This is a genomic window from Thioalbus denitrificans, assembly GCF_003337735.1.
Classification (GTDB): Bacteria; Pseudomonadota; Gammaproteobacteria; order DSM-26407; family DSM-26407; genus Thioalbus; species Thioalbus denitrificans.
The window spans coordinates 743,529-762,668 of sequence record NZ_QPJY01000002.1 but is presented as its reverse complement, the minus strand read 5'-3'; the positions used below and the strand labels follow the sequence as shown (position 1 = coordinate 762,668).

At 67.3% G+C, this 19,140-nt stretch carries 15 protein-coding genes; 9 read left to right on the top strand and 6 right to left on the bottom strand.

Annotation, left to right across the window (positions count from 1 at the left end):
• Nucleotides 1-18: 18 nt before the first annotated feature.
• From nosZ to DFQ59_RS08000, 6 genes are all read left to right on the top strand, one after another.
• Nucleotides 19-1,890: a TAT-dependent nitrous-oxide reductase gene (gene nosZ, locus DFQ59_RS08025; RefSeq protein ID WP_114279128.1), complete on the top strand. Its 1,872-nt coding sequence runs from the start codon at nucleotides 19-21 to the stop codon at nucleotides 1,888-1,890.
• A gap of 29 nt (nucleotides 1,891-1,919) precedes the next feature.
• A complete protein-coding gene (locus tag DFQ59_RS08020; RefSeq protein WP_114279127.1) occupies nucleotides 1,920-3,242 on the top strand; it encodes a nitrous oxide reductase family maturation protein NosD in 1,323 nt (440 codons plus the stop codon).
• A 1-nt stretch (nucleotide 3,243) separates the two neighbouring features.
• Nucleotides 3,244-4,182 (top strand): ABC transporter ATP-binding protein, encoded by a 939-nt coding sequence (locus tag DFQ59_RS08015; RefSeq protein ID WP_114279126.1) that lies wholly within the window; start codon nucleotides 3,244-3,246, stop codon nucleotides 4,180-4,182.
• Nucleotides 4,167-4,997, top strand: coding sequence for an ABC transporter permease (locus DFQ59_RS08010; protein ID WP_114279125.1), 831 nt, complete (start codon nucleotides 4,167-4,169; stop codon nucleotides 4,995-4,997). The genes DFQ59_RS08015 and DFQ59_RS08010 overlap by 16 nt, the downstream gene beginning before the upstream one ends.
• A 4-nt stretch (nucleotides 4,998-5,001) precedes the next feature.
• The gene (locus tag DFQ59_RS08005; RefSeq protein ID WP_114279124.1) at nucleotides 5,002-5,592 is read left to right on the top strand and encodes a nitrous oxide reductase accessory protein NosL; all 591 of its coding nucleotides are present in this window, start codon (nucleotides 5,002-5,004) and stop codon (nucleotides 5,590-5,592) included.
• A 186-nt stretch (nucleotides 5,593-5,778) separates the two neighbouring features.
• Nucleotides 5,779-7,572 (top strand): PHA/PHB synthase family protein, encoded by a 1,794-nt coding sequence (locus DFQ59_RS08000; protein ID WP_114279123.1) that lies wholly within the window; start codon nucleotides 5,779-5,781, stop codon nucleotides 7,570-7,572.
• 353 nt (nucleotides 7,573-7,925) lie between these two features.
• Here DFQ59_RS08000 and DFQ59_RS07995 read toward each other — a convergent pair whose 3' ends face one another.
• From DFQ59_RS07995 to ectA, 6 genes are all read right to left on the bottom strand, one after another.
• The gene (locus DFQ59_RS07995) at nucleotides 7,926-8,654 is read right to left on the bottom strand and encodes a hypothetical protein (RefSeq protein WP_114279122.1); all 729 of its coding nucleotides are present in this window, start codon (nucleotides 8,652-8,654) and stop codon (nucleotides 7,926-7,928) included.
• Entirely contained in the window at nucleotides 8,651-9,463 is an 813-nt protein-coding gene (locus DFQ59_RS07990) for a helical backbone metal receptor (RefSeq protein WP_211314825.1), read from the bottom strand. The genes DFQ59_RS07995 and DFQ59_RS07990 overlap by 4 nt, the downstream gene beginning before the upstream one ends.
• Nucleotides 9,464-9,645: 182 nt before the next feature.
• Complete coding sequence (locus DFQ59_RS07985) at nucleotides 9,646-10,200, bottom strand: cytochrome b (RefSeq protein WP_170142085.1); 555 nt, start codon at nucleotides 10,198-10,200, stop codon at nucleotides 9,646-9,648.
• A gap of 386 nt (nucleotides 10,201-10,586) precedes the next feature.
• Nucleotides 10,587-10,985: an ectoine synthase gene (locus DFQ59_RS07980; protein ID WP_114279120.1), complete on the bottom strand. Its 399-nt coding sequence runs from the start codon at nucleotides 10,983-10,985 to the stop codon at nucleotides 10,587-10,589.
• Complete coding sequence (ectB, locus tag DFQ59_RS07975; RefSeq protein WP_114279119.1) at nucleotides 10,982-12,259, bottom strand: diaminobutyrate--2-oxoglutarate transaminase; 1,278 nt, start codon at nucleotides 12,257-12,259, stop codon at nucleotides 10,982-10,984. The genes DFQ59_RS07980 and ectB overlap by 4 nt, the downstream gene beginning before the upstream one ends.
• Before the next feature lie 150 nt (nucleotides 12,260-12,409).
• Entirely contained in the window at nucleotides 12,410-12,934 is a 525-nt protein-coding gene (gene ectA / locus DFQ59_RS07970) for a diaminobutyrate acetyltransferase (protein WP_114279118.1), read from the bottom strand.
• 604 nt (nucleotides 12,935-13,538) lie between these two features.
• On the opposite strand from ectA, the gene icmF reads away from it, so the two are divergent.
• The 3 genes from icmF to DFQ59_RS07955 all read left to right on the top strand — a co-directional run bounded on the left by icmF (nucleotide 13,539) and on the right by DFQ59_RS07955 (nucleotide 18,942).
• Nucleotides 13,539-16,808, top strand: coding sequence for a fused isobutyryl-CoA mutase/GTPase IcmF (icmF, locus tag DFQ59_RS07965; RefSeq protein ID WP_114279229.1), 3,270 nt, complete (start codon nucleotides 13,539-13,541; stop codon nucleotides 16,806-16,808).
• Between the two features lie 232 nt (nucleotides 16,809-17,040).
• Nucleotides 17,041-17,892, top strand: coding sequence for a 3-hydroxybutyryl-CoA dehydrogenase (locus DFQ59_RS07960; RefSeq protein ID WP_114279117.1), 852 nt, complete (start codon nucleotides 17,041-17,043; stop codon nucleotides 17,890-17,892).
• A 264-nt stretch (nucleotides 17,893-18,156) separates the two neighbouring features.
• On the top strand, nucleotides 18,157-18,942 hold the full coding sequence (locus DFQ59_RS07955) for an enoyl-CoA hydratase-related protein (protein ID WP_114279228.1): 786 nt from the start codon (nucleotides 18,157-18,159) through the stop codon (nucleotides 18,940-18,942).
• Nucleotides 18,943-19,140: the final 198 nt, after the last annotated feature.

Below are 19,140 nucleotides of genomic sequence, written 5' to 3'. Positions count from 1 at the left end.
AACGAGGAGGGGACTGTCATGTCACAGGACAAGAAAGATCGAGTCGGTTTCACCCGACGCACCTTCCTGGGCGCCGGTGCTGCGGTTGCGGGTGCCGCCGGGGTCGGCTATGCGAGCAGCCTGTTCCGGACGGTGGCGGATGTCCGGGCGGAGACGGAGGGGGCTCCCAAAACCCACGTGGCGCCGGGCGAACTGGACGAGTACTACGGATTCTGGAGCGGTGGACAGACCGGGGAGCTGCGCATCTACGGGATTCCGTCCATGCGCGAGCTGAACCGCATCCCGGTGTTCAACTTCGACGGCGCCATCGGCTGGGGCATCACCAACGAGAGCCGGCGGGTGCTGGGGGAGAATTTCCCCCTCAACGGCGATGCCCACCACCCCCACATGAGCCAGATCGACGGCCATTACGACGGGCGCTACATCTACATCCAGGACAAGGCCAACACCCGGGTGGCGCGCATCCGCTGCGACATCATGCGCACCGACCGGATCGTCACCATCCCGAACGTCACCGCGCTGCACGGCCTGCGGGTGCAGCGGGTGCCGAAGACCGGCTACATCTTCGTGAACGCCGAGTTCCGGGTGCCCCAGCCCAATGACGGGCGCGACCTGGAAAATCCCGAGAAGTACGGCACCCTGTTCACGGCCATCGACGGCGAGACCATGGAGATCGCCTGGCAGGTCCAGGTGGACGGCAACCTGGACAATACCGACGCCGACTACTATGGCCGCTATGCCGCCTCCTGCTGCTACAACTCGGAAGGCGGGACGGTCCTGGCGGAGATGATGCGCAACGAGCGCGACTGGGTGGTCATCTTCAATACCGAGCGGATCGAGGCGGCGGTGAAGGCGGGCAACTACACCACTATCGGGGATTCCGAGGTGCCGGTGGTGGACGGCCGCCACGGCTCCGATCTGACCCTGTACGTTCCCACCCCGAAAAGCCCCCACGGCCTGAACACCTCGCCGGACGGGAAGTACTTCTGCGCCAACGGCAAGCTTTCGCCCACCTGCACGCTCATCGATATCGACCGGGTGGACGAGTGGTTCGCGGGCAAGCTGAAGGAGCCCCGGGACGTGGTGGTGGCGGAGCCCGAGCTGGGCCTCGGCCCGCTCCACACCGCCTATGACGGCCGCGGCAACGCCTACACCACCCTGTTCATCGACAGCCAGATCGTGAAGTGGAACATCGCCGACGCCATCCGCGCCTACAACGGGGAGCCGGTGGACTATATCCGCCAGAAACTGGACGTCCACTACCAGCCCGGCCACAACCACACCACCCTCGGCGAGACCCGGGACGCCGACGGCAAGTGGCTCGTGTCGCTGAACAAGTTCTCCAAGGACCGCTTCCTGGCCACTGGCCCCCTGCACCCGGAGAACGATCAGCTCATCGACATCTCTGGCGAGACCATGGAACTGGTCCACGACGGGCCCGCCTACGTGGAACCCCACGACGCCGTCCTGGTCCACCGCAGCATGGTGCGTCCCCTGCGCCGCTGGCGGCGCGACGATCCCTACTTCGCTGAGACCGTGGCCATGGCCGCGCGCGACGGGATCGAGCCCACCCGCGACAACAAGGTGATCCGCGACGGCAACCGGGTCCGCGTCTACATGACCACCGTCGCGCCGGTCTACGGCCTCACGGAGTTCAGGGTGCGCAAGGGCGACGAGGTGACCGTGGTGGTCACCAACGTCGACCAGGTGGAGGACCTGACCCACGGCTTCTGCCTCACCAATCACGGCGTCAACATGGAGATCGGGCCGCAGCAGACCTCCTCGGTCACCTTCGTTGCCGACAAGCCCGGGGTGCACTGGTACTACTGCACCTGGTTCTGCCACGCCCTGCACATGGAGATGCGTGGCCGCATGCTGGTGGAGGTCTGAGGGGCGTGACGTTGCGGCCCGCATCCGATATGACCCCCAGCCGGCCCGCCGTGGGCGGTTGGCGCCGGCTCTGCCTCGCCCCGTTGCTGGCCTGTCTCGCCGGGAGCCTGCCGGCGGCGCAGTGGGTGATACCCGGCGGGGACGCGGCGGCGCTGGAGGCGGCCCTGCAGGACGCTGCGCCGGGCGATACGGTGCTGCTGGACCCGGGCACCTTCACGGTCAATCTCAGGGTTGACCGGCCGCTGGTGCTGGAGGGCCGTCCGGGCGCCGTGCTCGACGGCGACCGCCGGGGCCGGGTGGTGACCATCGCGGCGCCGGAAGTCACCCTGCGCGGCCTGGAGATTCGGCGCTCGGGCATCGATCTGACCGCCATGGACGCGGGTGTCTTCGTGGAGCGGGCCGGTGCGGGGGCGCGCATCCTGGACAATACGCTCGCGCGCTCCCTGTTCGGCATCTGGGTGGATGGCGCGCCCGGCGTGCTTGTGCGCGGCAACCGCATCCAGGGGGAGCCGGAGCTGCGCTCCCAGGATCGCGGCAACGGGATCCACCTCTTCAATACCCGCGACAGCCGGGTCGAGGGAAACGAGATATGGGAGGCCCGCGACGGCATCTACATCGACAACAGCGCCGACTGCATACTGGAGCGCAACCGCATCCATCACCTGCGCTACGGCATCCACTACATGTACTCCCACGACAATACCGTGCGCGACAACCTGACCTGGGAGACGCGCACGGGCTACGCGCTGATGCAGTCCCGTTCCCTGACGGTCACGGGCAACCGCTCCGAGGGCGACACCAACTACGGCATCCTGATGAACTTCATCACCTACAGCGAGATCGCCGGGAACCGGGTGCAGAGCGTGGCCCGGGGACAGGCCTACATCACCGGGGGATCCGACGTGCCCGGGGCCGAGGGCAAGGGCATCTTCATCTACAACTCCCTCTACAACGAGATCCGGAACAACCGTTTCGCCGATGGCGACATCGGCATCCACCTCACCGCCGGATCGGAGGACAATCACCTGTACGGCAACGACTTTGTCAACAACCGCGTCCAGGTCAAGTACGTGGCCAGCCGCGAGCAGGAGTGGTCCCACGAGGGGCACGGCAACTTCTGGAGCGACTATCTCGGCTGGGATCTCGACGCCGACGGGGTGGGTGACCGCCACTACGAGCCCAACGACGCCGTGGACAAGCTGCTGTGGAAATACCCCCTGGCGCGACTGCTCATGAACAGCCCCGCGGTGCAGGCCCTGCGCTGGGTGCAGCGGGAGTTTCCGGTATTCCGTTCGCCGGGGGTTCGAGACAGTCATCCGCTGATGATGCCGGCCGGACTACCGGAGCATTGAGATGCCAGTCCCCGTCAAACTGGAGAACCTCCACAAGCGTTACGGCCGGGTCCAGGCCCTGGACGGGGTGAGTCTTTCCGCCCGCGAGGGCGAGGTCCTGGGCCTGCTGGGTCACAACGGAGCGGGCAAGACCACCATCATGAAACTGGTGCTGGGGCTCACCCGGCCCGATTCGGGGAGGGTGGAGGTGCTGGGACGCGATCCCTGCGGCAGGGACGTGCGCCGGCTTCGGCACCGGCTCGGCTACCTGCCGGAGAGCGTGGTCTTCTACGGCGAACTGACGGGGCGGGAAGTGTTGCGCTACTTCGCCCGCCTGAAGGGGATCGGCCGCGGTGCATCGGAACCGCTGCTCGAGCGCCTGGGCTTGGCCCAGGCGGCCGACCGGCCCGTGAAGGGCTATTCGAACGGAATGCGCCAGCGCCTCGGGCTGGCCCAGGCGCTGCTGGGAGAACCCGCCCTGCTGCTGCTCGACGAGCCCACGGCGGGCCTCGACCCCGACGCCACCCGAGATGTCTATTCCATGCTTGACGAATTGCGGCGGCGGGGGGCGACGGTAATGCTCTCCTCCCATGTCCTCGCCGGCATCGAGCGGCACATCGACCGGGCCGCCATCATCGGCGCGGGCCGGCTGCTGGTGTCCGGAAACCTGGAAGAGCTGGGACGGCGGGCGGGCCTGGGCGTGACCATCCGGGCCGGGGGCGACTGGGCCGACGAAAAACGGGTGGATAGGGTGATCGAGCGGGGGGCGGTGGTGCACCGCAGAAGCGCCACGGAGCTGGAGCTCAGGGTCCCCGGCGCGGCCAAGCTGGACGTTCTGCGCGTCCTGCTCGCGGTCGATGGAATCCGTGACGTGGCGGTGGAGCCGCCGTCGCTGGAGATGCTCTACGATCACTTCGGCCCGTCGACTCGTCCGGCGGAGGCCCCATGCACAGCATCCTGATCGTCGCCGGCAAGGAGTTCCACGACGGGTTGCGCAACCGCTGGGTGCTGGCCATCACCGTCGTGTTCGCCCTGCTGGCCGTGGGCCTGGCCTACTTCGGCTCAGCCGCATCCGGCTTCGTGGGTGTCACCTCCCTGGCCACCACGCTGGTCAGTCTCGCGAGCCTGGCGGTATTCCTGATCCCGCTCATCGCCCTGCTGCTCGCCTACGACACGGTGGTGGGTGAGCGGGAGCGCGGGACACTGGATCTGCTTCTCTCCTATCCGCTCTCCCGCTCCCAGCTGCTGACCGGCAAGCTGCTCGGTCACGGCCTGATCCTCGCCGTCTCGACCGCTGTCGGTTTCGGCAGCGCCGGTGTTCTGGTGACCCTGGTGGCGCGTGAGAGTGCGAACCTGCAGCTGCTGTTCTCATTCGCCTATTTCATTCTCTCGGCCACCCTACTGGGGCTCGCCTTCGTGGCAATCGCCCACCTCATCAGTGTCACCGTGGATGAGAAGTCCCGGGCGGCGGGCGCGGCGCTGGTGGTCTGGTTCCTCTTCGTGCTGGTGTTCGATCTCCTCCTGCTGGGTGGGCTGGTGGCAACCGGAGGGGCGGTGGGCAAATCGGTCTTTCCCTACCTGCTGCTGCTCAATCCCACCGACGTGTTCCGGCTCGCCAACCTGGGGGGATTCGAGCCGGTGAAAACCTATGCGGGGCTCGCATCCATCGTTGTCGAGGGGACCTTCACGCCCGCCCGGCTGCTGCTGGTGCTGGGACTTTGGGTGGCCGTCCCCTTCGGACTGGCCCTGTGGCGGTTCCAGGGACGGGAGCTCTGAGAGGATGCGGGCAACACCGCTTGCTGCACGACGCCGACGGGTCCTCGGGGCCCTGGTGGGGGTGTTCCTGCTGACGGCGTGCGACCCGCAGGTCGATAGCCGGGCTCCGGGCGGGCCCCGGCCCATCGAGGCCGGGGATGAGTGTCACGTCTGCGGCATGATACTCGCCCGTTTCCCCGGACCGATGGGAGAGGTCATTGCCGATGGGCAGCCACGGGCGCTCAAGTTCTGCTCCACCCGGGATCTTTTCGCCTACCTGTTGCAGCCCGAGGCGGGTGCGGTGGTGCGCGAGGTGTATGTCCATGACATGGCGGGTGGACGCTGGGATCTTCCGCTGGATGCCCCCCTGGTGGATGCACGCAGGGCATGGTACGTGGCCGGCCATCCCCTGCGTGGGGCCATGGGTCCCACCCTGGCCTCTTTCCGCGAGCGGGAGGACGCCGAGGTTTTCGCCCGCCGGTTCGGCGGACAGATCCTCGCCTTCGACCAGATCACCCTGGAGCTGGTCGGACACCTCGGCTACGGGGAGGGGCAAGCGGGGGAGGGCGGGGCTGACCGGCCCGCGTCGCCACCGTCCCGGTCCGGTCTCGAATAGACCGTCCGCGCTGCCCACGGTCCCGGGCCGGGGGTCTGCAGGTTCTCCGTAAGCCCCCATTCCGGCTCGCATTCGTGCGCCGTTCATACTAGAATGCTGCATAGCACAATAATGGCCGGGCACGCCTCCGAAGCGTCCCGGCACACAGGCCAAGAAGTGCCGGAACCCAGCGGAGATACCAGATCCATGAGCGAGCAGACGGCCGGTGCCCAGAGCGCGCCCAATCCCATCGAGTTGTCCCAGAACCTGATGCGCATGTCGCTGCTGAGCCAGCAGTTCTACGGCAAGTGGCTGAGCCAGCAGCTGCAGCAGCGCAAGACCCTGCCCATGGACGACAGCCTGGGGCTGGGGCGGGCCTTTTCCCAGCTGGCCATGAGCCTGGCCGCCAATCCCGCCGCGCTGGCGGGGACCCAGGTGAGCTTCTGGCAGGACGCCTTCAGCCTCTGGCAGCAGGCCGGCATGCGCATGCTCGGCGCAAGTTCCGAGTCGGTGATCCAGCCGGCCCGCGACGATCGCCGGTTCAAGGACGAGGCCTGGCAGGACAACCCGCTGTTCGACTTCATCAAGCAGGCCTACCTGCTCACCGCCAAGTGGATGCTGGCGGTGGTCCGCGGCGCCGAGGGGCTCGAACCCCAGACCGCCCGGAAGGTCGATTTCTTCACCCGCCAGTTCCTCGACGCCCTCGCGCCCACCAACTTCCTGGCTACGAACCCGGAAGTCCTGCGCACGACCCTCGAGAGCAACGGCGGCAACCTGGTGCGGGGCATGGAGCACCTGCTCAACGATCTGCAGGACGGCCAGCTGCGCACCCGCATGACCGATCTCGAGGCCTTCACCCTGGGCCAGAACATCGCCGTGACCCCGGGCAAGGTGGTGTTCCAGAACGAGCTCATGCAGCTGCTCCAGTACACCCCCACCACGGAAAAGGTGCGCAAGCGCCCCCTGCTCATCGTGCCGCCGTGGATCAACAAGTTCTATATCCTCGACCTGCGGGAGAAGAACTCCTTCATCCGCTGGGCCGTCGCCCAGGGGCACACGGTGTTCGTCATCTCCTGGGTCAACCCGGATGCCCGGCTGGCGGAAAAGAACTTCGACGACTACCTCACCGAGGGTCCCCTGGCGGCCCTGGACGCCATCGAGAAGGCGACCGGCGAGCGCCAGGTGAACGCCGTGGGCTACTGCCTGGGCGGCACCCTGCTGGCCTCGACCCTGGCCTGGCTGGCGGCCCGCCGCAGCAAGCGCATCGCCAGCGCCACCTTCCTCACCACCATGCTCGATTTCTCCGACCCGGGCGAGCTGGGCGTGTTCATCGACGAGGATCAGCTGGTGGCCCTGGAGGAGCGCATGGACGCGGCAGGCTATCTGGACGGCCGCGCCATGGCCACCACCTTCAACATGCTGCGGGCCAATGACCTCATCTGGTCGTTCGCCATCAACAACTACCTGCTGGGCAAGGAACCCTTCCCCTTCGACCTCCTGTACTGGAACTCCGATTCCACCCGCATGCCGGCGCGGATGCACAGCTTCTACCTGCGCAAGATGTACCAGGAGAACCTGCTGAAGGAGCCGGGCGCGCTGAAGCTGGCCGGCAGCCGCATCGACCTGGGACGGGTCCAGGTGCCGGTCTACTTCCTCTCCACCCGCGAGGACCATATCGCCCCCTGGCAGGCCACCTACCGCGGCACCCGGCTCTTCTCCGGCCCGGTCCGGTTCGTGCTGGGCGCCTCCGGCCACATCGCCGGCGTCATCAATCCCCCGGTGGCCAACAAGTACGGTTACTGGACCGGCACGGAGCTGCCGGAGGAGTCCGACGCCTGGCTCGAGGGCGCCGAGCGGCACGACGGCTCCTGGTGGAGCGACTGGGACGGCTGGGTGGGCGAGTTCGCCGCGGGCGAGGTGGAGGCCCGTGAGCCCGGCAAGGGCTTGGCGGTGCTGGAGGATGCCCCCGGCAGCTACGTGGCCGTGCGCGCCGGCGACTGAGCGGGCTGCGTGACCGGTCCGGAGAGTCCGGACCGGTCAGTCCCGTCCTGTTCGGCACAAGAATCCTTCACCACGAAAATCCTACACCAGAAAAATCCTTCACCACGAAGGCACGAAGGGCACGAAGTTTGTCCTGGTCCGACGGGGCCGGTCCTGCTGCCGTAACGAAACCCGGTGTTGGGGATAACCTGCATCCTGCCGGCGCATACCGCCGGCGCCTTTGGTGCGCACGGCGCACTCTACGCCGCGCGCCGGGAAGGGGGCGGGCGGTCCAGCCGTAGGGTGCGCCGCGCGCACCGCATGGACCGCCTCCCAAACCAGCCCCTCCGTGAACTCCGCGCCTCCGTGGTGAATCAGTCCCTCCACCCCTCCAGGAACCGCCGCGAGACACCGTAGTGATAGGCCCTGACCTCGACCGGGTAGCGGAACGCCGCGCCCACGGGGCAGGCGACCCGTGCCGGGCAATCCCGCGTACAGGCGGATCCGGCCTCCAGCCGGTAGGTCGTGCAGCGTCTCCAGTCCCAGCCCCCCGGGCCGACCGCGCCGGCCGGGCAGGCGCGGGTGCAGGGACGAGCACAGCCCGGGCAGGGGTCCGCACCGAGCGGTTCGGCCACGGTGTCGGGAATCATCGCCCCGGCGCCGGCATCCACCGCGATGAGCGCACGTACGGCCCACCAGCTGCCGAAGCGCCGGTGCAGCGCCTGCATCAGGGGCGAGGGCCGGTGCAGGCCGGCGGCCCCCAGGATTGCGACCAGGGACGCCTGCGGCTCTTCCGCCGCCCGCGGGTACAGAAAACGGTGCCCGCGGTCCCCCAGCAAGCCGCCGAGTTCGGCCCGGCAGAAGTCATCCAGGGGGCCGCAGGAGCCGGGAGCCGGATCCGCGCCGGCCGACGCCAGGGATTCGGGATCGCGGCCCGCGAGCCAGCGCCGCTGCACCCGGGCGCCGGTATTGCACACCAGCCACAGGTGGCTGAATCCCCCCGCCTCCTCGCACCCTTCAGGGAGGCATGCGGACGACAGCAGGGCCTGCAGCCCGTAGCCGAGCCGCCCGGCGTCCACGAAGACCCGAGCCAGGCCGCTCATGCCTCCGCCACCCTTCGCGCGAGCTCCGCCAGGTAGTCGAGACCGCGGATGGCGCGGCTGCCGTACCAGGAAACCATCTCCGCATCGAGCCGCAGCAGGCGGGCGCCGCACAGCGGGTGGTCGGCCCGGAACTCCTCCAGGTCCCGCTCGCCGAAGGCGTAGGGTTCGCTGGCGAACAGCACCAGTTCGGCTGCGGCCAGCAGGCGCGCGTCCAGTTCCACCACCGGATAACGGCTGGCCGGATCATCACCCAGGGTTTCCCATCCCACCAGCGCCAGGGTGCGGGCGATATAGGTATCCCGGGAGACGGTCATCCAGGGCGCCTTCCAGATGAGGTAGAGGACCCGCCGCGGCGGAAGATCCATGGCAACCCCGCGCAACCGCTCCAGGGCGGCGTCGAAGCGTTCGCACAGCGCCTCCGCCGCCGGTTCGCGGTGGAAGATGTGACCGAGCAGCCGGTAGAGCGCGGGGTTGTCGCCCGGGGCGTTGGGGTGGGTGACGATGACATGGGGGATCGAGCCGGCCAGGGACTCCACCAGTTCCCGCGGGTTTTCGTCCACGTTCACCAGCAGGTGGCTGGGGCGCAGTTCGAGCAGGCGGGAGCGGTTGACCTTCTTGGTGCCGCCGACGGCGGGAACCGCTTCAACCGCCGGCTGGGGATGAACGCAATAGCGGGTGCGGCCCACCACCTGCCCGCCCAGCCCCAGGTCGAACAGCAGCTCGGTGAGGCTCGGGACCAGGGAGACGATGCGCACCTCGCCCGCGGCGGGTGGATGGGCGATCCCCAGTGCATCGGTGGGGGTGGCCAAAAAAAGTCCTCCGGCACAGGCTGGAGGACTCATCATACCGCCGTCCGTGGCAAACCGTGTCACAGCGAAGCGGAGACCCGAGCGGGTCTCCAGGGAACCACCGCGGGATCCTGGCGGATGCCTCGGTGGCTGCCCGGATGCGGGCCGCCCGCCAGGGGGGTGGCGGGCGGCCCGCGGAGGGATCAGGCGCTGGCGCCGCCGGGGAGCATGCGCCGCAGTATGCTGTCCTTGGCCACGAAGTGGTGGAACAGGGCGGCCGCCGCGTGCAGGCCCACCAGGACCATGATGATGACCCAGATGGCCTTGTGTGAATCCTCGGCGAACTCCTTCAGGTCGTGGCTCTGGCCGACCAGGTCGGGCAGGGAGAAGAGGCCGAACACCTCGATGGGGTGACCACCGGCCATGGACATCACGTAGCCGGTGAGGGGCATGGCGAACATGCAGATGTACAGAAGGATGTGCAGGGCGCCCGCCACCTTCTGCTGCATCGGGTTCAAGTCGGCGGCAGTGGCGGGCGGGGGGCTCATGAAGCGCCAGCCGACCCGGGCCAGTACCAGCAGCAGGGCGGTGACGCCGAGTGACTTGTGCAGGCCGATGAGTTCGAGCTTGTCCGGGCCCTTGGGCATTTCTTCCATAGACTCGGCGATGAGGTAGAGCGCGATGAACAGGATCAGCATGCCCCAGTGCAGAAGCTGGGCAACGGCGCCATAACGATCTTCCGAGTTACGCAGGTTCATGACGGTTTCCTTGGTTTCCGGGAGAAGGGCGCACCGCGGCGTGCGGCGGTTGGAGGCAAGCTTACCCGGGAAATATGAAACGAAGCTGAAAGGCGCTTCCAGCAATCGGGCACGGTGGCGCGCGCAGCCGGGTTGTTCGCCGGTGGGCATGGCAGGCCGGGCCCCGGATTGGTCCGGACACGCACCCGGGGGCGGCGGGCGGTCGTCGGTGCCGGAGGAGCCTGCCGGCTGCGACAGGGTGGAGGAAGGGTTCCGGCGGACGGGTAGGGGGGCGCGGTGGCGGTCCGGAGGATCGAGCGCCCGGGACGGGGCCGGGCGTTCCACCCCGGTTGCCGGTGTGGCGATGAAGGTGTCCCGCCCCGGGGTGCCCGGGGCGGGACGGTGTCTCAGGCGCTGTCGCTCAGCAGCGGATAGGCGCCATCCTCGTCGTGCACCTCGGCGCCCGTCAGCGGCGGATTGAACACACAGATCAGGCGCATGTCCTTGCGGGCGCGCAGGTAGTGGCGCTCGTTGCCGTTGAGGGCGTACATGGTGCCGTCGGAGATGGGGTGGGTGATGCCGGTCTCCAGGTCCTCGATCTCGCCCTCGCCGGCCACGCAGTAGACCGCCTCGAGGTGGTACTTGTACCAGATGTAGGTCTCGGTCCCGGCGAAGATGGTGGTGTCGTGGAACGAAAACCCCATCCCGTCCTTCTTCAGCAGGAAGCGCCGGCTCGCCCAGTTGCCGTTCTCGGCCTTGACGTCGTTTTCGGTTCCGACAATCTCGCTCAGCTGCTTGACTATCATCGTACCGCTCCACTGCGCAGGGCCTGCTTGCGGGTCAGCAGGGTGTCGATTGCCTTTTCGATGATTCCGAAACCCTCCCGCAGGGTCTCCTCCTCGATGGTCAGTGCCGGGAGGAACTTCAGCACCTGGTCGTCGGCGCCCGCGGTCTCGATCACCATGCCGTTCTCGAAGCACTCCTTGGAGAGCTCGCCGGCGAAGCCGGTGCGCGGAAGCTCCAGGCCCCAGACCATGCCCACGCCGCGGACCTCGGACTCCAGGTCGGGGAACTTGGCGGCGATGCGATCCAGTTCCTCCTTCATGATCGCGCCCTTGTACCTGACCGCCTCGGAGAGATCGTCGTTCTCCCAGTAGGCCAGCGCCTCGGTGGCGGCCACGAAGGCGAGATTGTTGCCGCGGAAGGTGCCCGTGTGCTCGCCCGGCTTCCACTGGTCCAGGTCGGGGCGCATGAGCAGCAGGGCCAGGGGCAGTCCACCGCCCACCGACTTGGACAGGGTCACCATGTCGGGCTTGATGCCGGCGCGCTCGAAGCTGAAGAAGGTGCCGGTGCGGCCGTTGCCCACCTGGATATCGTCGATGATGAGCAGGATGTCGAGCTCCCGGCTCAGCGCCTCCAGGCCCTGGAGCCACTCGTCGCTGGCCACGTTCACGCCGCCCTCGCCCTGGACCGTCTCGACGATGAAGGCCGCGGGCAGGTCCACGCCGCTGCTGCCGTCGGTCAGGAACCGGCGCAGGTAGTCGATGGTGTTCACGTCCTTGCCGAAGTAGCCGTCATAGGGCATGAAGGCGGTGTTGCTGCGCACGCCGAAGAACTCGTCGCGGTAGAAGTTGTTGCCGGTCACCGCCAGCGAGCCCATGGTCAGGCCGTGATAGCCGTTGGTGAAGGAGATCACGGTGGAGCGGCGCTTCACCATCCGCGCCAGCTTCAGCGCGGTCTCCACCGCGTTGGTGCCGGTGGGGCCGGTGAACTGCACCTTGTACTCGAGATTGCGGGGCGCGAGGATGGTGTCGTAGAACTTCTGCAGGAAGTTCTTCTTCGCCACCGTGGCCTTGTCCAGGCCGTGCACGATGCCGTCACGCTCCAGGTATTCGATCAGGGCCCGGTTGAAGGCGGGGTTGTTGTGCCCGTAGTTCAGGGTCCCGGCGCCGGCGAAGAAGTCGATGTACTTGTTGCCCTGGTCGTCGTAGAGAAAGGAGCCCTTGGCAGTGTCGAAAATGGCGGGGAAGGACCGCACGTAGCCGCGGACTTCGGATTCCAGCTGTTCAAAGATACGCATGATTTGGTCTCTCGGTCTGGTTGATATCGATTCGTTGACGATGGTTGCGAGTCGAACGCCAGAGCCTGTCAGGGTGACGGGAGCCGGGTATGGGGCGCGCGGCGCCGTGGCCCGGTTCGGCATCATTCGGCCAGGTTCTGGTAAGGGTGATCAGGCGCCTCCCAGCGGCCCGATGCGCAGCAGGGGCTCCGCTTCATGGCCGCTGTCGCCGAAGTGTGCGGCCTCCAGGAAGGGGAGTTCCTCCAACCGGGCTCCATGGCGCTCGGCGAACCGTTCGAAGAGCCGGCGCGAGGCGCGGTTGGACGGGGAGACGGTGGTCTCCAGCCAGCGCACGCCGGCACATTCCGTTCGCGCCATGATGGCGTCAAGCATCCGCCCGGCCAGCCCGGTGCCGCGCTGCGACTCGGCCACGGCCACCTGCCAGACAAAGACGGTGTCCGGAGCGGAGGGCTCCAGGTAGGCGGAGATGAAGCCGGTGATGGCGTCACCGGACTCCGCCACCACGCTGGTGCCGGCGAAGTGGCTGCACAGCAGGAAGTAGCAGTAGCAGGAGTTCACATCGAGCGGCGGGCAGTTGCGAATCAGTTCGCAGACCGCGGCGCCGTCTCCGAGCACCGGCTTGCGGAATGCGGTGCTCACGGGGGTGGTGCGGCGTTCGCTTGTCTGTTTCTCCATAATGAATTCTGTCCATGAGCGCACCCGGGTGCGCTTTCTGGTTGTCTTGAGTGCCGTGCGGCCTGTGGCGCCACGGGCATGGGATTGTTCATCCCGGGGACTCAGCGGGGACGGCCGCGTCCTGCCCATGAGGGTGGGCGAGTGCGACTGAAGGCGGGGACTGCGTAATGCCGGGGTGCATCGCCTGCATAGGGCGCTGCTGTCATGTTTCTGTAAATAAACATCTTTTTTACCATACCGGTCTCGGCCCGCCATTTCAAGTCCATAAGCGCATTCTGATTGAACATGCGGCAACCTGTTGCCTTGGTTTATGGAATGACCCGCCGGCACGGCGGGGAGGGCGGGCAGGTGCGCCGGCGTGGTCCAGGGTCTCCCACGGGGCATCCCTGTCGGTGTCGACAGCAGCCTGTATTGACGTTTACGTAAACGTTATGTAGCTTCATTTCTCTACCGGGACGCTCCGTTGCCGGCTCCGCCCGGGTGACAGTCCACCCCCTCACCGCGCGGGGCCGGATCTGTGGGCGGGGCATGGGAAATGAAGGGACTGAACACGAACTCGGACCGTGGAATCCTGCCGGAGGCGGACCACGGCGCGGAGGGAAAGATGCCAGACGATGTGCGCCCGCGGGCGAGTGCGGAAACCGGCCACCAGGCTCCGCCCGGACCGCTGCGGTTCGTGACGGCCGCGAGCCTGTTCGATGGACACGACGCCTCCATCAACATCATGCGCCGGATACTCCAGGCCGGGGGCGCGGAAGTCATCCACCTCGGCCACAACCGCTCGGTGGAGGAGGTGGTGGACGCGGCCGTCCAGGAGGACGCCCATGCCATCGCCGTGAGCTCCTACCAGGGGGGCCACGTGGAGTACTTCCGCTACATGGTGGACAAGCTGCGTGAGCGCAATGCCGGTCACATCCGGGTCTTCGGGGGCGGCGGCGGGGTGATCGTCCCGGAGGAGATCCGGGCCCTGCACGAGTACGGGGTCGCACGCATCTACTCGCCGGAGGACGGCCAGCACCTGGGACTGCAGGGGATGATCCACGACATGCTCGCCCGGGCCGGGTCGGACCTCACCCGCGACACCGGGGTGGATCTCGATCGGCTTGACGCGGACGGCTGGCGCGGGCTGGCCCGGCTCATCACCCTGCTCGAGTCCGGGACCGCCCCCGGGCCGCTGCGCACGGACCTGCGGGAGCGGGCTGCCCGGCGCCGGGTGCCGGTGCTCGGCATTACCGGCACCGGCGGCGCGGGCAAGTCCTCCCTGACCGATGAGCTCATCCGCCGCATCCGCCTCGACCAGCAGGATCGGCTGCGCATTGCGGTCATCGCCGTGGACCCGAGCCGGCGCAAGAGCGGCGGCGCCCTGCTGGGGGACCGTATCCGCATGAACGCCATCGGCGGCGGCGCGGTCTACCTGCGCTCCCTGGCCACCCGCTCCGCGGCCAGCGAGGTGCCCGCCTGCCTGCCCGGGGTGGTGGACGCCTGCAAGGCGGGAGGATTCGACCTCGTCATCGTGGAGACGCCCGGCATCGGCCAGGGCGACGCGGGCATCGTGCCCCTCGTGGACCTGTCGCTCTACGTCATGACTCCCGAGTTCGGCGCCGCCAGCCAGCTGGAGAAGATCGACATGCTCGATTTCGCCGACCTGGTGGCCATCAACAAGTTCGATCGCAAGGGCGGCGAGGATGCCCTGCGTGACGTGCGCAAGCAGTACCAGCGCAACCACGAGCGCTTCGGCGAGCCGGCCGAGGCGATGCCGGTGTACGGCACCACCGCCTCCCACTTCAACGATGACGGCGTCACCGCGCTCTACCAGGGGCTGGCGCTGAGCCTGCGGGAGAAGGGGCTGGCGGAGTGGGAGATCGGCGGCCCGACCGTAAATACCCGCCACTCCACCGGCCGGGCCGAGATCGTGCCCACCGCCCGCGCCCGCTACCTGGCGGAAATCGCCGCGGTGTCGCGCGGCTACCGCGATCATGCGCGGGCGCAGGCGCGGCTGGCCCGCGAACGTCAGCAGCTCCGGGCCGCCGCGGCCATGCTGGAGGCGGAGCAGGCGGGCGATCCGGCCGCCCTGGCGCGCCTGGCCACGGGCCGGGAGCAGGCGCTGGAGCCCCGTTCCCTGCGGCTGCTGGAGCAGTGGCCGAAGGTGCGCGAGAGCTATTCCGGGGATGAATACGTGGTGCGCATCCGGGATCGCGAGCTGCACATCCCCCTGACCACCACCACCCTCTCCGGCACCCGGCTGCCGAAGGTGGTGCTGCCGCGCTGGGACGATCACGGCGAGCTGCTGCGCTGGCTGCTGCTGGAGAACCTGCCGGGCAGCTTCCCCTATACCGCCGGCGTGTTCGCCTTCAAGCGCGCCGACGAGGACCCCACCCGCATGTTCGCCGGGGAGGGCGACGCCTTCCGTACCAACCGCCGCTTCAAGTACCTGTCGCGCCACTCCGAGGCCAAGCGGCTCTCCACCGCCTTCGACTCGGTGACCCTGTACGGCTTCGATCCCGACCGGCGGCCGGACATCTACGGCAAGGTGGGCAACTCGGGGGTCTCCATCGCCACCCTGGATGACATGAAGGCCCTCTACGACGGTTTCGATCTCACCGATCCGATGACCTCGGTCTCCATGACCATCAACGGCCCGGCGCCCACCATCCTGGCCATGTTCTTCAACACCGCCATCGACCAGCAGCTGGCGAAATTCGAGCGCGACAACGGCCGGCCGGCCACCGACGACGAGGCGGAGAAGATCCGCGAGTGGACCCTGGAGACCGTGCGCGGGACGGTGCAGGCGGACATCCTCAAGGAGGACCAGGGCCAGAACACCTGCATCTTCTCCACCGAGTTCGCCCTGCGGATGATGGCCGACATCCAGGAGTGGTTCGTCCACCACCGGGTGCGCAACTTCTACTCCGTCTCCATCTCCGGCTACCACATCGCCGAGGCGGGCGCGAATCCCATCACCCAGCTCGCCTTCACCCTGGCCAACGGCTTCACCTACGTGGAGGCGTACCTGGCCCGGGGCATGAACATCGACGATTTCGCCCCCAACCTGTCGTTCTTCTTCTCCAACGGCATGGACCCGGAGTACTCCGTGCTGGGCCGGGTGGCGCGGCGCATCTGGGCGGTGGCCATGCGCGAGAAGTACGGCGCCAACGAACGCGCCCAGAAGCTGAAGTACCACATCCAGACCAGCGGCCGCTCCCTGCATGCCCAGGAGATGGACTTCAACGACATCCGCACCACCCTCCAGGCGCTCATCGCCGTCTACGACAACTGCAACAGCCTGCACACCAACGCCCACGACGAGGCCGTCACCACACCCACCGAGGATTCGGTGCGCCGGGCGCTGGCGATACAGCTGATCATCAACCGCGAATGGGGGCTGGCCCAGAACCAGAACCCCAACCAGGGCAGCTTCATCATCGAGGAGCTGACCGACCTGGTGGAGGAGGCGGTGCTGAAGGAGTTCGAGCGCATCGCCGAGCGCGGCGGCGTCCTGGGGGCCATGGAGACCGGCTACCAGCGCGGCAGGATCCAGGAGGAGTCGCTCCACTACGAGACCCTCAAGCATGACGGCCGCCTGCCCATCGTCGGCGTCAACACCTTCCTCAAGGAGAACCCGGAGGAGGCTCCGCAGACCATCGAGCTGGCCCGTTCCACCGAGGAGGAGAAGGAGAGCCAGATCCGCCGCCTGGCCGAATTCCAGTCGCGCCACGCCGGGGCCTCGGGACCCATGCTGGAGCGCCTGCAGCAGGCCGCCGTGAACAACGAAAACCTTTTCGGCGTGCTGATGGACGCCGTGCGCTGCTGCTCCCTGGGCCAGATCACCCGCGCCCTGTTCGAAGTGGGCGGGCAGTACCGGCGGAACATGTGAAGGGTGAAGGGATAAAGGTGAATGGATAAAGGTGAAGGGTGAAGGGCACCATTCACGCACTCACGCACTCACGCACTCACGCACTCACGCATTCACGCACTCACGGAACACGGAACACGGAACACGGAACACGGAACACGGAACACGGAACACGGAACACGGAACACGGAACACGGAAAACTCTTGGCGTTCTTCGCGCCTTGGCGGTGAAAACTGAAATGCGGAGATGAGGATGGAGATTAAGACCGTAGGGGTGGTGGGCGCCGGGACCATGGGCCATGGCATCGCCCAGGTGTTCGCGGCCCACGGCTTCGACGTGCGCCTGGCCGATACCTCGGATGCCGCTGTGGGGCGCGGGCTGGCGGGTATCGAGAGCAGCCTCGAACGGCTGTTGGCCAAGGAGAAGATCACCGCCGCCGACAAGACCTCCACCCTCGGGCGCATCGGCGCCACCACCGACCTGGCCACCCTGGCCGGGGCGGAGCTGGTGGTGGAGGCGGTGACCGAGAACCTGGTGGTCAAGACCGAGCTGCTGCAGACCCTGGACCGCGTCTGCGGCCCCGAAACGATCCTGGCCTCCAACACCTCATCCATCTCCCTGACCCGCCTGGCCGCGGCCACGGGGCGGCCCGACCGGGTCATCGGCATGCACTTCATGAACCCGGTGCCGCTGATGGAACTGGTGGAGATCATCCGTGCCCTGCAGACGGCGGAGGAGACCTACCGGCGGATCCACGACCTGGCACTGCGGCTGGGCAAGACCCCGGTCAGCGTCAGGGACAGCCCGGGCTTCGTCTCCAACCGCGTGCTCATGCCGATGATCAACGAGGCGATCTTCGCCCTCCACGAGGGGCTGGCCACGGCCGAGGACATCGACACGGTCATGAAGCTCGGCATGCACCACCCCATGGGCCCCCTGGCGCTGGCCGACCTCATCGGCCTGGACACCTGCCTGTCCATCCTCGAGGTGCTCCAGGACGGCTTCGGCGACCCCAAGTACCGCCCCTGCCCGCTGCTGCGCCAGATGGTCGACGCCGGCTACCTCGGCCGCAAGACCGGCCGCGGCTTTTACCGGTATGACTGATTTGTCCGCAGATTACGCGGATTACGCAGATGCCAAATACGATCAAACCGCAGATTTACGTTCATTTTCGTTTATTGGCCTGATGACTTTCCGGGTTCCAGGACAAGCCACAGGCAGTGCCTGCGTTCGCTTCTCTCCGGTCGGAGTTTCTGTCCTACAGATAAATCAACGAAAATCAACGTAAATCTGCGGTTTAACCAAAAGAAGGTATCTGCGCAATCCGCGTAATCTGCGGATAAATATAAAACAGAGATGGAGGTGGGCATGGCCTACGACAACGTGGTGCTGGAGGAGGTGGAGGCGGGGATCTGGCGGCTGACGGTGAACCGGCCGAAGTCGCTCAACGCCCTGAACTCGGCGACGCTGGACGAGATCGGCGCGGCCGCCGCGGAGGTGGGGCGCGACCCCGGGGCGCGGGTGCTGCTGCTGACCGGCAGCGGCGAAAAGGCCTTCGTGGCCGGGGCCGACATCAGCGAGATGCAGGCCTTCACCGCCGACGAGGGGCACCGCTTCTCGATGCGCGCCATGGCCGCCTTCCGGACCCTGGAGACCCTGCCCATCCCGGTCATCGCCGTGGTCCGCGGCTACTGCCTCGGCGGCGGCCTGGAGCTGGCCATGGCCTGCGACTGGCTGCTGGCGGGGGCGAGCGCGGCACTGGGCCAGCCGGAGGTCACCCTCGGCGTCACGCCGGGGTTCGGCGGCAGCCAGCGCCTGCCGCGCCGCATCGGCACCGCGATGGCCATGGAGCTGATTCTCACCGGCCGCCGCATCGACGCCACCGAGGCCCTGCGGCTGGGGCTGGTCAACCACGTCCATCCCGACGACCGGGTCATGGACGAGGCGATCGCCATGGCGCGGGATATCGCCGCCCGGGGGCCCATCGCCGTACGCCTGGCGAAGTCGCTGGTGGTCCGCGGCCAGGATCTCGATCTCGACAACGCCTGCGCCCTCGAGAGCCAGGCCTTTGGACTATCCTTCTCCACGGAGGATCAGAAAGAGGGCATGGCCGCCTTCCTGGCCAGGCGCCCGGCGGCATTCAAGGGCCGCTGAGCGGCCGGGAAGCGACTTTCACCACGAAGGCACGGAGGACACGAAGAAAGGCAAAAGATCTTAAACCGCAGATTGACGTTGATTTTGCATCAGGCATCGCGGGCGCTCCGATAAGATTCACGTCCGGATCCGGAATGAGGCACAACGGAGGTTCCTGAACAATCAACGAAAATCAATGTAAATCTGCGGTTCATTTGT

Bases quoted from the DNA above. Each gene is read 5' to 3' on its own strand.
- DFQ59_RS08010 (WP_114279125.1), top strand. From the start codon at position 4,167: ATGCACAGCATCCTGATCGTCGCCGGCAAGGAGTTCCACGACGGGTTG.
- nosZ (WP_114279128.1), top strand. From the start codon at position 19: ATGTCACAGGACAAGAAAGATCGAGTCGGTTTCACCCGACGCACCTTC.
- DFQ59_RS08020 (WP_114279127.1), top strand. From the start codon at position 1,920: ATGACCCCCAGCCGGCCCGCCGTGGGCGGTTGGCGCCGGCTCTGCCTC.
- DFQ59_RS08005 (WP_114279124.1), top strand. From the start codon at position 5,002: ATGCGGGCAACACCGCTTGCTGCACGACGCCGACGGGTCCTCGGGGCC.
- DFQ59_RS07955 (WP_114279228.1), top strand. From the start codon at position 18,157: ATGGCCTACGACAACGTGGTGCTGGAGGAGGTGGAGGCGGGGATCTGG.
- DFQ59_RS07960 (WP_114279117.1), top strand. From the start codon at position 17,041: ATGGAGATTAAGACCGTAGGGGTGGTGGGCGCCGGGACCATGGGCCAT.
- DFQ59_RS07985 (WP_170142085.1), bottom strand. From the start codon at position 10,200: ATGAACCTGCGTAACTCGGAAGATCGTTATGGCGCCGTTGCCCAGCTT.
- DFQ59_RS07995 (WP_114279122.1), bottom strand. From the start codon at position 8,654: ATGAGCGGCCTGGCTCGGGTCTTCGTGGACGCCGGGCGGCTCGGCTAC.
- ectA (WP_114279118.1), bottom strand. From the start codon at position 12,934: ATGGAGAAACAGACAAGCGAACGCCGCACCACCCCCGTGAGCACCGCA.
- ectB (WP_114279119.1), bottom strand. From the start codon at position 12,259: ATGCGTATCTTTGAACAGCTGGAATCCGAAGTCCGCGGCTACGTGCGG.
- icmF (WP_114279229.1), top strand. From the start codon at position 13,539: ATGCCAGACGATGTGCGCCCGCGGGCGAGTGCGGAAACCGGCCACCAG.
- DFQ59_RS07980 (WP_114279120.1), bottom strand. From the start codon at position 10,985: ATGATAGTCAAGCAGCTGAGCGAGATTGTCGGAACCGAAAACGACGTC.
- DFQ59_RS08015 (WP_114279126.1), top strand. From the start codon at position 3,244: ATGCCAGTCCCCGTCAAACTGGAGAACCTCCACAAGCGTTACGGCCGG.
- DFQ59_RS08000 (WP_114279123.1), top strand. From the start codon at position 5,779: ATGAGCGAGCAGACGGCCGGTGCCCAGAGCGCGCCCAATCCCATCGAG.